The following is a 17389-nucleotide window of genomic DNA, read 5'->3' as shown; positions in this document are numbered from 1 at the left end:
GTTATCCCCAGCCTCTTTAGTGGATCATCCTTTTACAGATTGTTTATCTTCGTGATAGTCGTGTCCGGAAGCACATCAAGGCCATAAAACAACTCATCCTTATTGTAGCCCAGGAAATAGACATATTTAAGTACCTGGTTATAATTATACCGTGCGAAATTCACGTCCTTGTTTCCTGCCGTATCGAAGCATATCGGCTCATGGTGGGCTATCCGGTTCCTGAACTTCTTTATCTCCATTAGCTCGTTATAAATCGCCCTCTGCCCCAGTCCCCTAGCTCTGTTCGGCAAGACCGCCAGCAAGATTTGTCCCCCTTTGCGGAACGGCTGCTTATTGAAAAGATACGTCCAGAACCCGAAGCTCACCGAAGAAACCAGCCTGTCATGCGTATATCTGCCGTCATTCACCAGCCTTGTAATATGCCTGTTCACATCGGCCAACTGCGGACAGTTCTCTAACATACCTCCCGGCTGTACCTGTGTCCTGATCCAGTCGTTATCTCCGAAATGGCGTTTATAATACTCGTTGATCGCATTGCGCAAGACGACTTCAAACAGACTTAACACGCCATAAAATTTCTGGCACAGTTTTACATTGTGCCTGTACAGCGTCAAAGCCTTGTCATTATCCCCACCGCAAGCGTTCAAATATCGGCTTAGACGAGCTGGAGAAAAGGCGGTTTCATAATCGGAATATTTCATTTTGCTTTTTTATTGGCTTTTATTTGCAAATATAGGAAAAAGCCCGTATATTTGCGAAGTAATCCCCTGTTGTCCCTGTCGTAAGACAAACTTCAGGGTTTTGTTTTTTATATACTTCCCTTTTCAAGCCCATACGGTAGCGTATGGATCTCCTATCATGTCACTTATCTATAAATTCTTTTTTTATTATCTGTATCGTTGAAACGGCCTTTCCTGTGAGCTTCGCCACGTTCCGGATCGAGTAGCCTTTCTTTAACAAGGCGATCGCCTCCCGGTATTCCTCTTTCTTCTGCCCGGCCGTTTTCCGGCTTCCCGGCTTCCTCCCCAGCCTGCCCCCTTTCTGGATGTACAACTCCCGTCCGCTATTAAGGCGGTCGATGATCCCCTGGCGTTCGATTGCGGCCAGTTCCCCCAATAGGGTAGTAATCAAAGAGGACAAGGGGTTTACCGTCTTGTCCGGCCGTAATGTTTCCAGGTTCAAGGTTTGGATATACACGCATATTTTATGCGTGTGCAGCGTATCGAGTGCCTTTAGGATCTCCAGGGTGGAACGCCCCAGGCGTGAGATCTCGGTCAGCAACAGCATATCCACCCGGTTCTGCGGATCTGTGCAGTATTCCAGGCAACGACTTAAAACCGGGCGTTCGATATTGGCCTTTCGTCCGCTTATCTTTTCCTCAAAGACCGCCGTTACCTCGTACCCTCGTCCGGCTGCGAACCTCTCCAGATCGACAACCTGCCGTTCGGTCGATTGCCTGGCCGACTGCGAGCTTACACGTGAATAGATAACCACATTCATCCCTTTTGCTTTTGCTCTTCCTTATCTATTGTTTTAATCACCTTATCCACCTCTTTCAAGGACGGCATTATTTCCGGATCTATCCAAGAAAGAAATTCGCTAATTAACCTATACATTTCCCTTACATAAGAAAAATCACATTTTTTATTTACAAAACAAATAGGCTCATTATGATTAATGCGATTCCTCAATTCACGAACTTGTGTGATAACATCATTGACTTGTTTCCGTCCATATCCGGAAGGCAGTTTCTTAAATATGGTACAAGGGACACCAGATAAGAGCATATAATGATGAACCTCATAAAAACTGTTCCAAAAGCCCAAGGTCTGTTCCGCTATAACCCTCCCTGCTGTAATCCTCACGCCACGATCGGAAATTTTCTTTTCAGCTTTTTGCACTTCCGTCAACAAGTATCTATTGGTTACTTGCTTCTTCGTACGCTTATTCGTGTACGTCAAGGAAGAAGCTACCATAAACCCGTTTTTCTGATTTATGATCCAGTTCCCGTCCGAGAAATGATGCGCCAGGGCATAATGCAACTGATTTCGCAAGATAACTTCAAAGGAAGAAAGTAGCGGATGAAAAGCCTGCGCTATTTTCATATTAGCAAAATAAAGCATTACTGCCTTATTTTTATCTCCACTTGTAGCCCGATAATACTTGGCCACACGTGAATTTGAATATAACCTAACTATTTTTTTATATTTCATTTTTTGGTATTTGGAATAAGATTACTATCTTTGCATCGTAATGCTTGGTAAAGCCTCTGTTATCAAAACACGTAACTAAGTTAAGGATATACCCGTTCATCAAGAACGGGTTTTTCTTTTTATCCTCTTAGCGTTAACAAATGTAGCAAAATGATTTTCAAGTTCTGACACGCCATTCGCCTTTTTTTGGAAAAAGTTGCGTTCTTACCTTTAATCCAATATCCTATTGGCAGAATAGCATCAAGATTATAATTAGTAGTTTATTTGTCTCTGCGTCCACCAAACGGTTTCATCCTCCAACCTCACTTCCAACTTAACCGCTTCATCCGGCTGGTATAATATGATTTCTCCCTGTTCCATTGCTTATTTACCTTTTCTTAATTCATCAAGCCTCTGCATCGCACCGCTGAACTTCTCACTAAACATCATATCATCAGGCAAAACAAACCAGGTGGGAATACCTCTCGACTGTGGATTACCTATACATTCATCTTGCCCGTTCTGTTTGCGGAAATCGTCCCATTCACTATAAGCGATGTTCCAACGAATGCCTAATTTATAGGTCTTGTCCCATTTAATAATAGCCAGTGAATAGGCCGGATCATCTTTACCGTCATAAATCACTTCTACAACTTCAACCAGCCCTCTAGGGGAATTTATAAACTTCGGGTTTTTATAGGAATACATATATCATACATTTTAAATTTAACATTTGGCAAAGATAACACAAAAATAAATACATACGTATATACATACGTACAATTAACATACAGAAACATTTATAGTTATTCTAATCTTTGATTAATTCCGATACAGAAACAAAACGTACCGAAAGACGAAAATAAGATTTATTTCGGTACGTTTCCCCGATCGGCACAAAAAACACGCAAGAAATAAAAATACTACTTTTAGTATTTTAGTATATTAGTTTTTTAACTATATTTGCGGACATGACAATCATTTAAAAAACTGAATTTATGAGCAAAGCAAAAGTAATCTCCGTATTGAATCACAAAGGGGGAGTAGGAAAGACCACAACCACGATCAACCTGGGTGGTGCGTTACGTCAAAAAGGGTACAAGGTTCTTTTGATCGACCTTGACGGGCAAGCCAACCTCACCGAATCGCTGGGTTTCTCTACGGAGCTTCCCCAAACGATCTACGGTGCGATGAAAGGAGAATACGACCTACCGATCTACGGGCATAAGGACGGCCTTAGCGTCGTTCCCTCCTGCCTGGATCTCTCGGCCGTTGAAACGGAGTTAATCAACGAGGCCGGACGGGAGCTTATCTTAGCCCACCTTATCAAAGGCCAAAAGGAGAAATTCGATTATATCCTGATCGACTGCCCCCCCTCGCTGTCGCTGCTCACGCTTAACGCACTGACGGCCTCGGATCGGTTGATTATCCCGGTTCAGGCTCAATTCCTGGCAATGCGTGGAATGGCTAAACTTATGCAGGTCGTCCACAAGGTGCAGCAACGTTTGAACTCGGATCTTTCGATCGCCGGGGTTCTGATCACCCAGTACGACGGAAGAAAGAACCTGAACAAGAGCGTTTCGGAACTGGTACAGGAAACATTCCAGGGCAAAGTATTTAGCACCCATATACGCAACGCCATTGCGCTGGCCGAAGCCCCGACACAAGGGCAGGATATTTTTCACTACGCCCCCAAATCTGCCGGGGCAGAGGACTACGAGAGTGTATGTAACGAACTGCTAACAGAAATAAAGTAACCATATGGCAAAGAAGAACGATTTAAAAAACAGTATGTCGGCCGGACTAACCGGGGGGTTAGACAGCCTGATCCAATCCACGGCCGGGCAAAAAGAGGCTCAAAAGCCGAAGAAGGCAAAAACCGTGCATTGTAATTTTGTCATGGACGAAACCTATCACCAGAACTTAAAACTGATTGCGATCCGTAAAGGCGATTCGCTGAAATCGGTATTGCAAGAAGCCATATCTGATTATCTAGATAAAAACAAAGCCCTATTATAATAGGGCTTTGTGTACACTTCAGAACATCCATAACATTCGAAGATACAGTAAAAATACCAACACATTTTTTAACAATAAGGGGAATATGTACATTTTGACACATCCCCACATCTTTAACTATCTTAAAGACTATTACTTCCTATCTACCAAACATTAGAGCAGTCGATTATTCTCTTTCTCATACAAAGTCTTTAATTTGAACTGACGGAAAGATTTGTATCATAATATAAATGTTTAAAATTGGAATAAAAACGAAGTAACCCTTTTCTGTCTGCATATACAGGTATAGTCTCGGAACCCAAATATGAAATCCCCTCCCCTAACCTCCTAGTGTCAATTCCTAACCGATTCATGATTTTGAGTAATTTACTATCGCATTCCGCAATCATATAACCGTTCAGGGATTTACATATCGGCACTATGGCAAAAATCATCAGTTGTTTAAATAATGATATTCCAGAGGCATTAGCCAATGAATTAATGGCGAAACGTCCTATGTGCCAAAAAGTCATATCTCCTCCTTTTTTAATACATTGTAGTGGATTTATATTAAAAATCCTCTGTATAGGCAATTCATCCTTCTTATCCCACTTCATCACACGGATACATCCGATCATTTCTCCCCTAAAATCTTCCACCACATAAATATAAGATTTAGGGAAATAGCTAAGTTCTTCATTATATACACTTTGTATATCTTCCACCATATTATCCAACATTTTCTCATTGTGGTGTTTATAATTCTCACTTACCACAAATTTGGCTACATCATAAAGTTGACCTAAGTCTGCCTTATAAATTCGATATCTGCTATTTTGTGACATTAATTTTTTCATGCTCATTCTTTTGATAGCACAAAACTATTTTCTTTCACCGTTTCAGATAGTACACTATTGTGCGGTTGTAAAAACGATTCTCCAAAAGCTACACTTTTGTGTAGCAAAAGCTCCTTTGGTATCAAAGGAAAATGTATTTTTGCGGTCTCAATGTAATTTATTATAAAATGACATCAGTAAACGACTTTTTTATATCCTCAAACTCCGTATTTTCTATTTCTGAAGAAGAATACAAGAAAGCCGATACCGTAATCAAAACATTCGAGGCCATATCCAGAATGACGTATCAAAGTTTATACATAATTGATTACTTCAAGAAAAATTTCTTATTTGTTTCTGAGAATCCCCTCTTTTTACGTGGCTATTCATCTGAGGAAATTAAGAAATTGGGATATCTCTTCTATATTAATCATGTACCCGAAAAGGAACAAAGCATGCTTACAGAAATAAACAAATCAGGGTTCAAATTTTTTCATGAGATACCAGTAGATGAAAGGCTTCTATATACAATCTCATACGATTTCCATACTCAAAAAGGAAAGAAAGAAATACTGATAAACCATAAGCTGACACCTATCACGTTAGATAAAGAAGGAAAAATATGGCTTGCCGCATGTATGGTATCCCTTTCCTCACACAATAGCGCTGGACACATAGAAATGCGTAAAGCGGGACAGAAAAATTATTGGACGTATTTACTGGAACAACACAAATGGCAAGAATGCGAAGGTATAACCTTGAGCAACAAAGAAAAAGATATTCTAACCTTATCCGCCCAAGGTTATACCATGAATGAGATTGCCGATAAACTATGCATTGCGATAGATACTGTAAAATATTACAAAAGGAGAATTTTTGAACGTATGGAAGTCAAAAATATCACGGAAGCTTTATCATTTGCAACAAATTACAAGCTATTGTAATACAACTAGTTCCTATTGTTATATAATGTTGACAGATAAAATTTAGGGAACACTTTCACATCTTTACCTGTCAACATATTATACATGGCCGTAACGCAATCACCCGCAACAATCCAAGATCCAATTGCCAATTGAGGGGGGGGAAGTATGCCTTTTTCTTTTTTATATTCTTCTATGACCCTCTCTAACCATTCTTTAGGCTCATTCCAGAATATACCATACCGACAAACCTGTTCCACCATTCTCAAATCTGCATTCTCATAATCACCGAGAACCTCTGCCAATTGAAGGCTATCAGGTTTTACAATCGTAAGGAAAGCCCCAAAACCAAAATTAAAGGGATGCAATACCGGTATACCCTTCTCTTTACACACTTCATCAAAATAAAAAGGTATATCAGACGTAAAATCCAATGCGTTAATAGCAATATCATGTCCTTCTAATAGTTCTTTAACGTTACCCCTGTCTATAAAACAAGTATGAAACATAACATTAGCATCCGGATTAATCATCAGGAGCCGTTCGGCCAAACATTCGGCCTTATACCTGCCAATATCACCAAACGTATAATTCTGCCGGTTCAGATTACTTAACTCCACCTTGTCACCATCAACGATTGTTATGTTCTCAAAACCAAAGCGAATAGCACATTCCGCTATAACGCTACCGATTCCGGAACCACCCAGAAACAACCGTTTTTTTCCTATAAGCTCTTGCTCATCTTCTCGTATATATATACGATTTCTTGAATATCTTTCTTTCATCTAACTTTTTATTAATAAATACAAAACTACATAAAAATAAAAAGAAAACCTTTACAAAAAGGTATAAGACCTATCCTTTATAACAAAAAAGTATGGTAAAGTCACTGATAACCTTACCATACTTATACATTCAAATTTTCTTATTAACTACTTAATATAAAAAGGAATGAAAATTCCGACGCTCAAATCCGATATCCGCCCTTTATTATACTTGCTATCATCTATCACGTTCAGGAAACCATGACGATAAGTTACGGCCAGTTCCATCTTGCCTTTAAGACTGTAACCAATACGACCAAAAACAGGAATATCAAAATGCTTCCCTTCCGTAACTATATTCCAAGTAGGCTCCACTCCCATACCAAGATAAACCCTTTTAAAAAACAGGTAATTAACAGATGGCGAAACCGCCAATTGAAAATTTATATCCCGTGCTTCAGCCGTGACCGATGTATAATCCGCACTGGTTCCCGGAGAAAAACTCACATTTTTAAAAGTCTGTAGTTTTATCAACGGGTCCACGTCAAAAAATATCCTGTCATGTCTCGGATTCTCAAACCGGAAACGGTAACCAATTTGCAGATTATAATTATAAGAGCTATTGAATTGCTTTCCTTCCAAAAACTCTGGATTATTAGTATTAGCCGTTATACTTTCAAATCCCATACCTGCCCCCACTAATAAACCAGATTGGCTTTGGGAAAAGCAATGTACCGAAACAACAAAGAAAACAACAAACAACCTAAAAAATCTTCCCATCTTTTTAAATGTCTACATTAAAGAATACTTTCTCACCTCTAAACCCTTGATACTCGATATACATTCTGTCTATAAACTGTAGAGGTTTTCCCCCTCGATATTCTCGTGCAAATTTATAATCATGAGAAGAGAAGCCGTCTTTCTTCCAAGATTTTCCCGAAGCCGAACCTAAAGTCGTAGTAGATTTATAATTGTACCAAGCCCCGAACGCACCTTTCTTTCTGAAGCTAACATCCACAACAACAATTTCACCAACTCCATCAGAACCCGGTTTTGTATAAACTCTAATTCTCAACTTGCGATCACCTCCATTTTTAAGCTCTGGAGTCCCATTCAAATAGTCACCAGTATAATCTAAAGTAGAAATACCATCATCAGTCATTGTCTCTCCCAACTCTACCAATTTCTCGTAAGTGAAAATATCCTTCATATTAATGACCTCATTACCGATCATTACATCCCCATTGACATTTAACAATTTAGCAACGTTTCTATCGCTAACCGGCAAATATACGGAATAATCATCCTCATGTTCAGGAAAATACAGACTTGCATATTTTTCCTTGAACTCAGCGTAATGACTTTCTGAATCATAATAATTATCTGCCTCGTTCAAAGCTTCCTCATACGCATCATAAATAGAAGTGAACCCTTCCAATTGTAACCGATTCACTTCTTCCTGCATGGGAACATAAGTTCCCAAATTTTCCATGACAATCCGGTTATTCTCCATCCCTTTCACTGCCTGTTGGAACTCTTCGATAGTCGCAAATGACAACATATCATTCTCCTGAGAGAAAGGAACACCATCAAGATAAATCAAACTTTCCTTAGTGGCAATATTGGCTTCTTGACTTGGCATATCCATAACATCAGAAGAACAAGAGCAAAACATAGCTACCAAAGCTAAACTACACAATAATTTTTTGTAAATCATAATTTTAATTATTTTGTTATTTCGGTGGCAAAATTATATTCAACTCCAATAACGGACATTACACAAAAAGGTAATACCTTAAGAACCTAGATAACAACTAAACTTTTGGGTAGTAAATTCCAGAAAAACTTAGAACATTTTTCAAAAGTGTTGTATTATCGGAGAGTTTGAATAAGCAGAAAATAAAATATTCTTTACGAAAGCCTTAAAAAGTTTCGTTATATAATTATAGTTTAGCATAATTGCAGTATTTTTGAGCTACATTTTTGCAAAAAACTCTAAAAAATGAACTATTTTAATCCAAAAGGATATTACAAAATATTGAAATATTAGGAAGAGATTAACTATTATCACTTAAACACACAATAATATTGTCGTGAGGCAAAACAGAAATTAAATCATATTGAAGCGGGCGGCCTGTGAAGGTCGCCACGCTTCCCCCATAGGCTTTAATCGTAATATAAATTCAGATCCTTACTGCTTGGCTGGTGGCCGTCCTCAAAAGTAAGTACCTGGTGATCTATTTCTTTTCCGTCACGGTAAACCGTTACGTCCCAGGTCATGGGATTAGTAATACTTTCCTCGTCCCGGTCTGCTACGCCTCCGGAAACGGCGAACTGTACCGCTTTTCCTTCTGTGCTTACGGAAAACGTCGATCCGGTTAAATCTTCGTCACTGAAAACAGTTTTCGACAAACTTTTGTTTGCGATATCGTCCTTTAATGTAGTTCCGTTTGCTGCGATCACAACGGATTTAATGAAATTCTGATAATCGCCGCTTTGTTTAATTACTACCTGGTACATGGCCGCCTTTCCGCTGCCTGGTTCGTCCTCGTCATTGCTACAACTATAAAACACTGCGGTCATGGCCGCCAGTAACAGAACTAAAAAACTAATGCGTTTCATCTTGTTTAATTTTAAAAGGTGAATTATAAGTAAACGATAAATCCGGCTCCTATATGGTTATTATTCCGGATTATGGAGTTAAACAGCATTTCAAATTTATATTGCATAAATAAGGCACATTTAGGGGATAACAGAAATTCCGGCCGTACTCCCACCTCATACCCGTAAACAAACGCTTTTGACCTCTCTAAGCGGATTAATTCGCTTTTCGTCTTGGCCTTCTGAAAGCCGATTGATCCAACGGCCACACCGGAGAGAGAAAAGCGGGATCCTTTCAGAAGGTAATAGGAAAATTCGGCTCCGGCGGTTGCTGTGTTGGCCGTAACTGCATCTTTAGATAGGTTCCGGTAGTTGAGAACCGCACCTACTTTAAAGCTCTTGTACACTTTTCCAAAACCTACGCTTCCCTGCACTTGGTTTTGATCTACGATATAATCGAGGCTACCGTTTAAATATTGGCTGCCGATATACTGTGCTTTCGTGACCATTGAAACGAATAAAACAGCTATTAAAAGGATAATCTTTTTCATAATGTTACGCTTTTTAGTTACTGTTCACCACGTTAATAACGACCGTATCCGAACGGGTTATAATTTCGGAACTGACGGATAAAATAAGCGATTGCGTCCCGGAAGTGGCCGGAACATAATCAAAGATCATTTTCCCGGCTTCCTGGTAGTCGTAAATAATCGTTTCCCCTGGTGTGTACTCGTCATTCTCTACTAAGATCTTACCGCTGCCGTCTTTAACGGAAAAGGTAGTAAACAGTTCGTCCGAATTGGCCGGATCCAGGCCGTTAACGGAAAAAGTACATTTGATTGATCGGCCAACGGTAGGCGTACCGCCGTCTATGGCTTTCAGACTTACCGAAAAATCCCGGTTGATAATTTTTAGGTCGTTATCACATGAAGATAACAAAACCACTGCAAACAATGTCATTAAAATGCTTCTCATACTCTTTCTTATTTATTGTTTATCCTATCAAATAAATTATTCAGATCCACGCCTTTAGAGCGTAGGAATGATATATATTTCAAAAGGTTCGTTACCTTCCTGGTACGTTCTATATTACTGATCTGCTGCGGTGTTACGCCTATATCGTTCGCCACGTCCTTAGCCTTTATGTCTAACCGGGTTCTCTCTACCTTCAATTCATTTCCTAAATTCATAATTAAAAAAGTTTAGCGGGTTTACTTTCCTGTTATTCTTTATAATCTCATAATGTAGGTGATTCCCGGTACTCTGCCCCGTCGATCCTACAAAGCCGATAACTTCCCCCTTTCTCACTTCCTGCCCTACCTTCCGATAGATATAAGTAAGGTGTGAGTATTGGGTTACAAAACCGTATTTGTGTCGGATCACTACCGTTTTTCCGTATCCTGCCATATTGCCGGAAAAAGTAACAATTCCCTGGGCGGTGGCGTGTACTGTGGCGGCGTAAGCTGCGGCAAGATCTACCCCACTATGAAACTGCCGTGTTCCCTTTATCGGGTGGATCCGATAACCGAAATTATCGGAGATCCGGAAGTTCTCAAGTAACGGACACTCGGACGGGACATAAGAAAAAATTTCATTGTCCCGGCTGATAATTTCCATTACAGGGGCTATATTTTGAAAATCCGCTGCCGTCTGTAAAACCTGGATAATAAGTTTATACTTATCCGCTTTTACCTCTTGGCCGAACGAAGGCAAAACGACACATAAAAACAATATGTTAAATACCTTCCACATTTGATAAATCGGAGTTCTCAAGATCAAATAAAATATGTCTTCCCCCATTTTTCTCGTTTATCTCGATCCGGAAAACCTTCTCATCCGGAATGGTGAACTTTGAAAAGGCTACGACATATTTTAAATTCTTCCGGCCTTCTACCCTGGGCGTGTAATATTCAGAGAATAGAACCGTTTGATCTACTTCCTGCGAAGCGGTGAGTTTGGCCGTTTTCTTGTCAACGATGAAATAACGGATATAATCAATATCGTAAGGGATCCTGCTTTTATTCTCTATCTCAAAAGTAAAGAGCAAAAGATTATTGTAGATATTGAGGTTATTAATACTGAACGTAATTTTATTCTTTATGATTCCTTTGTTAAAGATCTGCCGCCTGGCCGTATATACGGCTTTCATCACGCTATCCCGTTCAACTGCGGGAATGATATTATCCGAAAGGATAACATTTGCTTTCTTATCTGGTTGCTGTTCCCCTATCTCATAAACGAAGGCTTCCGGATCCTGGCGAAAATCCACGTCATAGGTATAAAACTTTCCGTCTGTGGTTGCTAAGGACAAATTAGTTTGTTTGGGAAATCCTTGCACGGTTCCGCTTGTGGCGATCATCCGGATTATATTTTCTGTTTTCTCTGCCTTGTCTACCTTTATACAGGTATCCCCGAAATCTATGTAGATGATCTTTTCCGGGGCGATCAAATGGGTTTGCGATACTTCATTAATAAATATCGTATCCGGTGTAATACTGCTCATTTCCGGAAGAAAATAGTTTGTATGTTCCAGGGTATCGGAATAACTGACGTTAAACGAATAGAAATACCCGCCTTCCGTCGCAACGGAAACGGTCGTTTTCCGGCTAAAACTCTTTTGGTTGGCCTTTATTCGTAAAATTTTGGGAACATTTTCCGGATTATCCACTACGACAAAATCCGTGACGGATTTACTGTATTTTATCGGAGTTGGAAAAATCAAATGTATTGTTTTTGAGTAGTTTACACAAATTTCTTTGCTTTCTACCGGCCGGAGCTGTGACCGGCACGGTAGAGCTGTAAGAATTAGCAATATAATGTATAATGTTTTCATTTTAAATACAGTTTATAGTTTGACTTTACGGTTACGATTACCTGGTTATTTTTCTTCCGGAATACGCTTTTAGCTGCACTACTAACGGCGTTAACGCTTGTGCTTAATACATCGGAACTATAAGGCGTTACATTCATATCGTTAACAACTTCCCCCGCTGCCTCTTTGGTGGCTTCGGCTTTGATGTTAAGGGGTACGTAAATACCTGGTAGCCCGTCCCGGTCATATACTTGCTTTTTCAGATCGTAGATACTGTTACCGATCCGGACGGATTGGATCGTTACGCTAATACGGTCTTGCTCTAATTTCACCACACCGAATAAAGCGGATCCTTTTTGCAAGATCACGCCGTTTTCTAACGGTATCTCGTGCAAGGTCACTAACTTTATAACGCTGCCGTCGGTGATCTTCTGATCTCCGGAAACAATGGCCTCTACCGTGTTTCCGGTGTTTTCTTCCTTTCCGGAAGAAAAGAAACGGCTCTCCGGCTTTGGGGGCTGCTGCGGTTCCGGCTGTTTCTTGGCTGCTTTCTTCTTCGGTGCTATACGTTTCTTTGGCTGCACTGTGTCCGGCTGTCCCCCCTGGTTCTCCCTTAACTGCTCCTGTAAAGCAAGTATTTCCGGATCCTGGATCTTTGTTTCTGCGGGCTGCTCGTACTCCCCGAACTTTTCATATTCCGGGCGGCCGTCATTCGCTTTAAGCATATCATCTAAAGCAAAATCGCTTTGCTCCTGCGCTCTAAGGGACGTATTTACGTTATCTTCCACCGTTCCGGACTTCCCCCCCATGAAGGCAATACAAACGCCTACAATGATAAGCAATAAGATCCCCAGGGAAGAAAACAGAATGATTTTTGTTTTAGTCACGCTATCCATAGGCTTGTTATTTTTTGGGTTCTCTTAAACGTATGATTTGCTGAATGTATCTATTAAAAAACAGGCCTGTCACATTCTCCGGAAATTGTGGAGTTGTCCGGACTAAATCGCCCTCGGTCTTTATCAGAAACTTTATTTTCTGGCCGCTTACCCCGTAAACGGTAAGCGTTGAACTAAAACGGACTTTATAGGGTTCATTATTTCCGGAAAGGATCTGCAAGCTGTCAAAGTCGCATTTATAAACGGCTCCGTTCTGCATTGCATCAAAATAGGCCTTATCATTATAGTATTTTGACGTAATGGCGTTTAGATCGTTCTTATTGATATAGAAGGCGGCCTGTGCCTGGTTCTTCTTTAGGTTCAAACGATCAAACGAATTTGCGTACATGGTAGCTTGCGCGCACGTATTCTTTACGAATGTCGTAAACATGGCCTCTCGATCCTGGGAAAAGGTTTTTAGATACTCCCCGCTTCGTTCCACTACTACAACTCTATCAAGTGCGGTAAGGGCTACCGTGATTCCCCAGGCTAAAACCAAGATAACCACTACCAGGGCGAAACCTAAACAAAGTTTCAGATTCAAAGCGTTTTTCTTTTTCGATTCGGCCAACGTGTCAAAATCTTTCAATACACTATCTTTATCCATAGATTAATATACTTTAAAACAGTTGATTACAATATTTTACGGACTTCGCAAAAAGGAATAATTTAAAGATAAAGGCGAACAACAAACCTAAAAGGCTGTATTTATTTTCGCCTACCATGTGCATGATATTATCTGAAATGATAGATCCGAAAGCGTTTGCAATCAAAAACGCCGGGATCAACATATAACAGATAAACAGGTTCTTCAAAAAGGTATGTGTATAACTTCTCGTCTTTTCGTCCAGGTAAAGGATAATCGCAATCGGCGTAACGATCTCAAGTAAGATAAGATATAAATATCTGCCTGCTGCAAAAAAGAAAAATATATACTTCGTTGCATACAACAGGATCGTATAAGCGGAAATAGTAAGAGGCAACATTATGACCTCTTGTATCTGCTTTCCTACCCAGTTATGCCGCCGTTGTACATCTTCGATATAATCCTTTGTAAAGGTTACAATCGCTTCATCTATACTAAGATCCACATCTTTTTGATAATGTTGTATCAGTTCGTTTTGAATTTCCCCTAAACCTTTCTCAATGATAGAGAAAGCAAAGGGAGCCGAAGCGATCAGCACAAAAAAGTAAACATATACAGAAAACAACCGGAAAAAGTGTTTCAGATCGGCCGGGCTGTCACCTTCTGAAAAAGCCTCTTTATAGGCTGTAATAAATCTATTTATCACAATGATTAAAGCGATAAAGGTACATAAGGCTATAATAGACTTGCTTACATCGTTGAGCTTTACAGCCTCGTAAGCGGTTATAACGTTGTCAATAACTTCCATATCCATAGCTTTCTACTTTTTAGATTTAAGTGCAGAGATTCTTTTTATTGCATCATTTACCGTATTAAAGCGGGATCGTTCATCTATAAGTTTATTCATCCCCTCTTTGGTCTTTTCGTCCAGATCCAAGATCACCCGCAATCTTTCCCCGTCCGTCATTTGTACGCTGCTAGATATAATCGTTTTAATCAGATCGAAGGAAAGCAAATTTTCCTCCATAATATCATTAATGACTTGCGTATATTCCTTATAGGCGTCCGGTGTATAAATATCCGTCCTGGAACACTCTTGCGCTGATAACTCGTACATTTTCCCCTGCCTGGAAAGTACGTTTAAAACGGTCTTTGAGTTCTTGATTACTCCGTTCACCTTCTTATAGAAATCTATGCTCTCATTCAAGAAATCCCGTGATTTTTGCAAAACTGCGAAATCCTTTAATGCCTGTTCAAACTCTTTGGCCGCTGTGATCTGCGTTAATGAAGTTAACGCCGGATCAGAAACTACCCACTGCGCCGCTACATTAGTGACGGCGAAAAACATTATCATAATGCTACATAGAACTTTCGTTTTCATAATCTTTGCTTTTTAGGGTTTTAAATTCTTCGATTGCGTTCTCTATGGATCCGGTTTCTTTATACAGGTTTTGTAACTTGTTCCACTTCTCCCCGTCCGTTTGGAAAGCAAGTAATTTCTCCTTTGAGAGTTCAAGACGTAAAACAGTGGCGTAAGTATCCATAAACCGGAAAAATACCTCACTATGCGGCCGGGTTCCGGCGAAATCGTTCCGTATGGACTTCATCAGGTTTATTTGTGAGTTGTTTTTTATGTGGAAGGCCTCTATTACTTGATCGTAAACTACCTCTGTTGCCGGAAGAACACAAAGAACCTGTGTATTTGCGATAATACCCTTTGTAAATTCGTTATCCGGAAGCTGCGCCGGGCTTTGTATTATCGTACCTATGCCGCCGTTCTCTTTTCTTAGTTTTTGGTAACAATAGGCTACCGTACTGTGAATATCTGCACCGCTGAATGTGTCCTTTATCGCCTGGCTTTCTGCGTACTCGTCAAAGATCAGCATACCCCGAACGCTCCTATCCGAAAGTATTTTATTTTCGATTGTATCGTATAGGATCGTCATAATAACAGAGATAAGAAAAGGATCTTTCTTTATCTTGGTTAGTTCAAAAACAATAAAATCCCGATTCTTCATTTCGTTCTCAAGGGGAGAATGTTTACAAACATTCTCGTAAAAACCGCCTTCCATAAATTCCGAACAGATATGTAAAAAGCTATCCAGGTCGAAATATTCCGGAAGGATATTTAACCGGGTGTAAAGTTCCCGGCCGTACTCCTTCACGTAATTATAAAAACTTGGGAAACAATGGCCTTCCTTTACATCTTCGTAATATTCATTCACGATCTTTGTTAATGAAACAACCTGCTTTGTATCTTCCATGATCGTTTTTTCCCGCCAAAATTTAAGGATCAGCCCTACCAGAGTTTTAACCTTTTCATTATCCGGTTTCTTCCCGTCCGTAAAAAACGGATTGATCCCCAGGGGGGCGGATCCGTCATAATCAACATGCAAAGATTTATCTTTGTAAAGTTGGGATAACTGATAAAAGCTCTTACCAAATTCTACGACAATGATCTTATAACTCTGTTCTATATATTGCTGTATGATATTTAGTGAAGTAACGGACTTTCCCCCACCTGTCGAAGCTACGATAATCAGATTACGAGCCGGGATACGGCGTTTATGTGCGTCCCAAAGATCTTTCCGGATTGGCGTTTGATAGATCCGTTCATTAAACAGAATACCTTCCGGATCATTTTTATATGATGTATAATTGATATTCAGACAAAGGGAACTATGTAGGTCGGTTAAAAACAAATAACTCGGATCCAGGCAGTTCTCACGGCCGATAACAGAACCGATAAAGATATTATATAATCCTTCGTAGGAAGGGATATAATACTTAAATCCGGCGTTTGTAAAGATGTTCTTTACCTGTTCGATACATTTGTTTAAAACGGCTTCTTCGTCCTCTAAAAGGGCTATATTAAAGTGAGTTTTGCAAAGGGTGTTTTCCTCGTTTATGATCTCTTGCTCATAGTCGGCCAAATCTTCATATTTCTTTTTTATCCCCTTGTCAAACTCCCGGTAACGGCCGAATTGCCGTACACGTTCGGCCAAATCTTCTTTGAATGAATTTCCTTTAAACTGCCAAATCTGGTTAATGACGTGGGAACACATCAAATGTACCCCTAAACGCTCCAACATTGCCATATACAAACTGCTGTTTGCGTCCTGTAATGTTGTATCGGATACATGGGTTTTCAGTTTGTCGGGTAAATACCTCTCGTCTGATACGGCAAAGAACAGGCCTGTTTTCTGGCCGATCTTCAACTTATCCGAAAACTGTATGTCCCTTAGTCCCTCGTCATTATGAAAGCCGTTTACATACCTGTAAATGTGCTGTTTTATATCCGCTGTTGTCAATGGCCGGATACTTGTATTCTTTATATTGCGAATAATGGAAATCGCATTTTCCACGCTTTCCAGGAAATCGCCCAACTTGTCCCGGTCTGACTTCGTTAGTTCTTCCTTATAGGAAAGCGGGTTAACCTGGTACGCTTTCTCTAAACTCAATAAACCGGAAAGGGTGAAGGAAAGAACACAAAAATGATGTAAATATTCCCGTCCTGCAAAGTGCCGTTTCTCGGCCTGTTGTATATAGCTATCCCCTTTTATCATATATTCCGGATCGAATTTTCTTCTAAGAAAAATATCCTGCTTATGGATAAATCCGTTCCGGATATGTTGGAAAGCCCTAAAAAAATCATTATGCCGCTGTTCGATCCCGTCCACATCCAAAGAATACGCTTCCACCGTATCGAGCAAATAAGAAACGGTTACATCACCGGATTTTG

At 40.0% G+C, this 17389-nt stretch carries 22 protein-coding genes; 3 read left to right on the top strand and 19 right to left on the bottom strand.

Annotated features, from left to right (window positions below):
- Positions 1-32 precede the first annotated feature (32 nt).
- The 4 genes from E5342_RS14085 to E5342_RS14065 form a co-directional block, all read right to left on the bottom strand.
- Positions 33-701 carry an Abi family protein gene (locus E5342_RS14085; protein WP_135959614.1) on the bottom strand — a complete coding sequence of 223 codons (669 nt, stop codon included), beginning with the start codon at positions 699-701 and terminating at the stop codon, positions 33-35.
- Between the two features lie 160 nt (positions 702-861).
- A complete protein-coding gene (locus tag E5342_RS14080; RefSeq protein ID WP_135959613.1) occupies positions 862-1500 on the bottom strand; it encodes a recombinase family protein in 639 nt (212 codons plus the stop codon).
- Positions 1497-2213, bottom strand: coding sequence for an Abi family protein (locus E5342_RS14075; RefSeq protein ID WP_135959612.1), 717 nt, complete (start codon positions 2211-2213; stop codon positions 1497-1499). Before E5342_RS14075 ends, E5342_RS14080 begins: the two co-directional genes overlap by 4 nt.
- A gap of 363 nt (positions 2214-2576) precedes the next feature.
- On the bottom strand, positions 2577-2900 hold the full coding sequence (locus E5342_RS14065; protein ID WP_135959611.1) for a hypothetical protein: 324 nt from the start codon (positions 2898-2900) through the stop codon (positions 2577-2579).
- A 290-nt stretch (positions 2901-3190) separates the two neighbouring features.
- Here E5342_RS14065 and E5342_RS14060 point away from each other — a divergent pair, with 290 nt between their 5' ends.
- Positions 3191-3949, top strand: a complete 759-nt coding sequence (locus E5342_RS14060) for a ParA family protein (RefSeq protein ID WP_135959610.1) — start codon at positions 3191-3193, stop codon at positions 3947-3949.
- A 4-nt stretch (positions 3950-3953) separates the two neighbouring features.
- On the top strand, positions 3954-4211 hold the full coding sequence (locus E5342_RS14055; protein WP_117956227.1) for a hypothetical protein: 258 nt from the start codon (positions 3954-3956) through the stop codon (positions 4209-4211).
- Between the two features lie 191 nt (positions 4212-4402).
- Here the strand turns inward: E5342_RS14055 and E5342_RS14050 are convergent, their stop codons facing one another.
- Positions 4403-5047 (bottom strand): hypothetical protein, encoded by a 645-nt coding sequence (locus E5342_RS14050; protein WP_246867122.1) that lies wholly within the window; start codon positions 5045-5047, stop codon positions 4403-4405.
- Between the two features lie 167 nt (positions 5048-5214).
- Between E5342_RS14050 and E5342_RS14045 the strand changes: the two genes are divergently transcribed.
- Complete coding sequence (locus E5342_RS14045) at positions 5215-5970, top strand: helix-turn-helix domain-containing protein (protein ID WP_135959609.1); 756 nt, start codon at positions 5215-5217, stop codon at positions 5968-5970.
- Between the two features lie 5 nt (positions 5971-5975).
- Here E5342_RS14045 and E5342_RS14040 read toward each other — a convergent pair whose 3' ends face one another.
- The 14 genes from E5342_RS14040 to E5342_RS13975 all read right to left on the bottom strand — a co-directional run.
- Positions 5976-6734, bottom strand: coding sequence for a ThiF family adenylyltransferase (locus E5342_RS14040; protein WP_135959608.1), 759 nt, complete (start codon positions 6732-6734; stop codon positions 5976-5978).
- A gap of 147 nt (positions 6735-6881) precedes the next feature.
- Positions 6882-7400, bottom strand: coding sequence for a hypothetical protein (locus tag E5342_RS14035; RefSeq protein ID WP_210434972.1), 519 nt, complete (start codon positions 7398-7400; stop codon positions 6882-6884).
- A gap of 97 nt (positions 7401-7497) precedes the next feature.
- Positions 7498-8430, bottom strand: coding sequence for a DUF4848 domain-containing protein (locus E5342_RS14030; protein WP_135959606.1), 933 nt, complete (start codon positions 8428-8430; stop codon positions 7498-7500).
- A gap of 449 nt (positions 8431-8879) precedes the next feature.
- Entirely contained in the window at positions 8880-9335 is a 456-nt protein-coding gene (locus E5342_RS14025) for a beta-barrel fold lipoprotein (RefSeq protein WP_135959605.1), read from the bottom strand.
- Between the two features lie 23 nt (positions 9336-9358).
- The gene (locus tag E5342_RS14020; protein ID WP_135959604.1) at positions 9359-9865 is read right to left on the bottom strand and encodes a hypothetical protein; all 507 of its coding nucleotides are present in this window, start codon (positions 9863-9865) and stop codon (positions 9359-9361) included.
- A gap of 13 nt (positions 9866-9878) precedes the next feature.
- A complete protein-coding gene (locus E5342_RS14015) occupies positions 9879-10289 on the bottom strand; it encodes a hypothetical protein (protein ID WP_135959603.1) in 411 nt (136 codons plus the stop codon).
- Between the two features lie 8 nt (positions 10290-10297).
- Positions 10298-10504, bottom strand: a complete 207-nt coding sequence (locus E5342_RS14010) for a helix-turn-helix transcriptional regulator (protein WP_135959602.1) — start codon at positions 10502-10504, stop codon at positions 10298-10300.
- Positions 10488-10931, bottom strand: a complete 444-nt coding sequence (locus tag E5342_RS14005; RefSeq protein WP_246867121.1) for a M23 family metallopeptidase — start codon at positions 10929-10931, stop codon at positions 10488-10490. Before E5342_RS14005 ends, E5342_RS14010 begins: the two co-directional genes overlap by 17 nt.
- A gap of 118 nt (positions 10932-11049) precedes the next feature.
- Complete coding sequence (gene traN, locus E5342_RS14000; protein WP_135959600.1) at positions 11050-12147, bottom strand: conjugative transposon protein TraN; 1098 nt, start codon at positions 12145-12147, stop codon at positions 11050-11052.
- The gene (traM, locus tag E5342_RS13995) at positions 12144-13022 is read right to left on the bottom strand and encodes a conjugative transposon protein TraM (protein WP_135959599.1); all 879 of its coding nucleotides are present in this window, start codon (positions 13020-13022) and stop codon (positions 12144-12146) included. The genes traN and traM overlap by 4 nt, the downstream gene beginning before the upstream one ends.
- Positions 13023-13029: 7 nt before the next feature.
- Positions 13030-13668 carry a hypothetical protein gene (locus tag E5342_RS13990; RefSeq protein WP_135959598.1) on the bottom strand — a complete coding sequence of 213 codons (639 nt, stop codon included), beginning with the start codon at positions 13666-13668 and terminating at the stop codon, positions 13030-13032.
- A 13-nt stretch (positions 13669-13681) separates the two neighbouring features.
- The gene (locus E5342_RS13985; RefSeq protein WP_246867119.1) at positions 13682-14461 is read right to left on the bottom strand and encodes a hypothetical protein; all 780 of its coding nucleotides are present in this window, start codon (positions 14459-14461) and stop codon (positions 13682-13684) included.
- A 6-nt stretch (positions 14462-14467) separates the two neighbouring features.
- A complete protein-coding gene (locus E5342_RS13980; protein ID WP_135959597.1) occupies positions 14468-15028 on the bottom strand; it encodes a conjugal transfer protein TraI in 561 nt (186 codons plus the stop codon).
- Positions 15006-17389, bottom strand: a 2384-nt coding sequence (locus E5342_RS13975) for a conjugal transfer protein TraG (protein WP_135959596.1), incomplete at its 5' end; no start/stop codon positions are given. The genes E5342_RS13975 and E5342_RS13980, both read right to left, overlap by 23 nt.

Source organism: Parabacteroides distasonis, from assembly GCF_004793765.1.
Taxonomy (GTDB): domain Bacteria; phylum Bacteroidota; class Bacteroidia; order Bacteroidales; family Tannerellaceae; genus Parabacteroides; species Parabacteroides distasonis_A.
This window is presented reverse-complemented; position numbering and strand designations above follow the sequence as displayed.

What these genes read in the sequence shown, in the direction of transcription:
- E5342_RS14085 (WP_135959614.1), bottom strand. Translation starts at nt 701, where the DNA reads ATGAAATATTCCGATTATGAAACCGCCTTTTCTCCAGCTCGTCTAAGC.
- E5342_RS14080 (WP_135959613.1), bottom strand. Translation starts at nt 1,500, where the DNA reads ATGAATGTGGTTATCTATTCACGTGTAAGCTCGCAGTCGGCCAGGCAA.
- E5342_RS14075 (WP_135959612.1), bottom strand. Translation starts at nt 2,213, where the DNA reads ATGAAATATAAAAAAATAGTTAGGTTATATTCAAATTCACGTGTGGCC.
- E5342_RS14065 (WP_135959611.1), bottom strand. Translation starts at nt 2,900, where the DNA reads ATGTATTCCTATAAAAACCCGAAGTTTATAAATTCCCCTAGAGGGCTG.
- E5342_RS14060 (WP_135959610.1), top strand. Translation starts at nt 3,191, where the DNA reads ATGAGCAAAGCAAAAGTAATCTCCGTATTGAATCACAAAGGGGGAGTA.
- E5342_RS14055 (WP_117956227.1), top strand. Translation starts at nt 3,954, where the DNA reads ATGGCAAAGAAGAACGATTTAAAAAACAGTATGTCGGCCGGACTAACC.
- E5342_RS14050 (WP_246867122.1), bottom strand. Translation starts at nt 5,047, where the DNA reads ATGAAAAAATTAATGTCACAAAATAGCAGATATCGAATTTATAAGGCA.
- E5342_RS14045 (WP_135959609.1), top strand. Translation starts at nt 5,215, where the DNA reads ATGACATCAGTAAACGACTTTTTTATATCCTCAAACTCCGTATTTTCT.
- E5342_RS14040 (WP_135959608.1), bottom strand. Translation starts at nt 6,734, where the DNA reads ATGAAAGAAAGATATTCAAGAAATCGTATATATATACGAGAAGATGAG.
- E5342_RS14035 (WP_210434972.1), bottom strand. Translation starts at nt 7,400, where the DNA reads ATGGGATTTGAAAGTATAACGGCTAATACTAATAATCCAGAGTTTTTG.
- E5342_RS14030 (WP_135959606.1), bottom strand. Translation starts at nt 8,430, where the DNA reads ATGATTTACAAAAAATTATTGTGTAGTTTAGCTTTGGTAGCTATGTTT.
- E5342_RS14025 (WP_135959605.1), bottom strand. Translation starts at nt 9,335, where the DNA reads ATGAAACGCATTAGTTTTTTAGTTCTGTTACTGGCGGCCATGACCGCA.
- E5342_RS14020 (WP_135959604.1), bottom strand. Translation starts at nt 9,865, where the DNA reads ATGAAAAAGATTATCCTTTTAATAGCTGTTTTATTCGTTTCAATGGTC.
- E5342_RS14015 (WP_135959603.1), bottom strand. Translation starts at nt 10,289, where the DNA reads ATGAGAAGCATTTTAATGACATTGTTTGCAGTGGTTTTGTTATCTTCA.
- E5342_RS14010 (WP_135959602.1), bottom strand. Translation starts at nt 10,504, where the DNA reads ATGAATTTAGGAAATGAATTGAAGGTAGAGAGAACCCGGTTAGACATA.
- E5342_RS14005 (WP_246867121.1), bottom strand. Translation starts at nt 10,931, where the DNA reads ATGGAAATTATCAGCCGGGACAATGAAATTTTTTCTTATGTCCCGTCC.
- traN (WP_135959600.1), bottom strand. Translation starts at nt 12,147, where the DNA reads ATGAAAACATTATACATTATATTGCTAATTCTTACAGCTCTACCGTGC.
- traM (WP_135959599.1), bottom strand. Translation starts at nt 13,022, where the DNA reads ATGGATAGCGTGACTAAAACAAAAATCATTCTGTTTTCTTCCCTGGGG.
- E5342_RS13990 (WP_135959598.1), bottom strand. Translation starts at nt 13,668, where the DNA reads ATGGATAAAGATAGTGTATTGAAAGATTTTGACACGTTGGCCGAATCG.
- E5342_RS13985 (WP_246867119.1), bottom strand. Translation starts at nt 14,461, where the DNA reads ATGGATATGGAAGTTATTGACAACGTTATAACCGCTTACGAGGCTGTA.
- E5342_RS13980 (WP_135959597.1), bottom strand. Translation starts at nt 15,028, where the DNA reads ATGAAAACGAAAGTTCTATGTAGCATTATGATAATGTTTTTCGCCGTC.